Source organism: Streptomyces sp. M2CJ-2 (assembly GCF_016757295.1).
Lineage (GTDB): Bacteria > Actinomycetota > Actinomycetes > Streptomycetales > Streptomycetaceae > Streptomyces.
In genome coordinates, this window is sequence record NZ_JAESIF010000249.1 from 1 (window position 1) to 1,030 (window position 1,030).

Genomic DNA, 1,030 nt, shown 5'->3' on the forward strand with positions numbered 1-1,030 from the left:
TGCCCGCGTCCCGAAGAAACCACCAGGAGCCGCCCGACGCCCGTGAGCAGAATTCACGCGGTGGATCGAGGCTGAAAGCGGAACACCAAACTACTGAGACCTCAACGCCGAGCATCATCCAGTGACGTGAGGTCCGCGCCCTGGACCGCCACCAGCACGGCCTCGCCCGGGGTCTTCCCCGCCGCCACGGCGACCGCCGGATCGATGCCCTCGACCTCGTAGACGGTCACCTTCTCCGGCTTCTCCGTGCCGTCGACCTCGCCCGATTCGTCACACCCGGGCAGCAGGCCGGTACCGAGGTCCTTGCCGATGTGAACTCCTCGTCGGTCACCGACCGCCCCCTCACGTCGAGGTAGGACCGCCCCTCGTACTTCACGAGGTACGCACACTTCGCCTCGGAGGCGCCGCCCGCCTTGAGACCCCCGTCGCTCTCCCCCGTCGTCGTACAGCCGGTCCCCCCGACCACCAGGACCACCGCCGCCACCGCCAGCGTCCTCGTCCCTCTCCGCACCCGCGGCTTCGCTTCCATCTCCCGCTCTCCGTCTCCCCGGCATCACCGAAGGCCCTTCGGCCTCTCAGTGCTACGACGGAGCAGCCCCCCTTTTCGTTCGCTGCCTCCTGAAGGCCTGATCGGTGAACTTTGCCATCCCGGGTAGACAGCCGTCTCCGACTGCAGCCGCGCAGCCACCGAAGGGTCAGAAGTGCCGTTTCCATGACAGTGGAACAGGACGGGGTGTACCGCCCCATGACAGCAGCATCTCCCGCATGCACCACCCCATGTCAGTGACCTCGCTCTTTCTCCACTCCCGACCAGTGAGAACATCCCGGCCTGACGTGCCGTCACTGACACCCACTTACTGACACCAAACCGGCACATCGCAAGATAGGCCACGTCCCGCCCGTCGAGTACGAGGCCAACCACTACACGGAATCCACGAAACCCCACCCATGAGGGCCGGGCCTGTCAAGGGGCGTAAACGACCCCCGCCTGCGGCTTTTTGGTTGGTTGCCGGGGCGTTTTCCTCGTGGC

1 protein-coding gene is annotated in these 1,030 nt (G+C 66.1%); it reads right to left on the bottom strand.

Annotated elements, in window-relative coordinates:
- Positions 1–101 precede the first annotated feature (101 nt).
- Entirely contained in the window at positions 102–554 is a 453-nt protein-coding gene (locus tag JL475_RS41065) for a DUF6281 family protein (RefSeq protein WP_237409572.1), read from the bottom strand.
- Positions 555–1,030: the final 476 nt, after the last annotated feature.

What these genes read in the sequence shown, in the direction of transcription:
- JL475_RS41065 (WP_237409572.1), bottom strand. Translation starts at nt 554, where the DNA reads ATGCCGGGGAGACGGAGAGCGGGAGATGGAAGCGAAGCCGCGGGTGCG.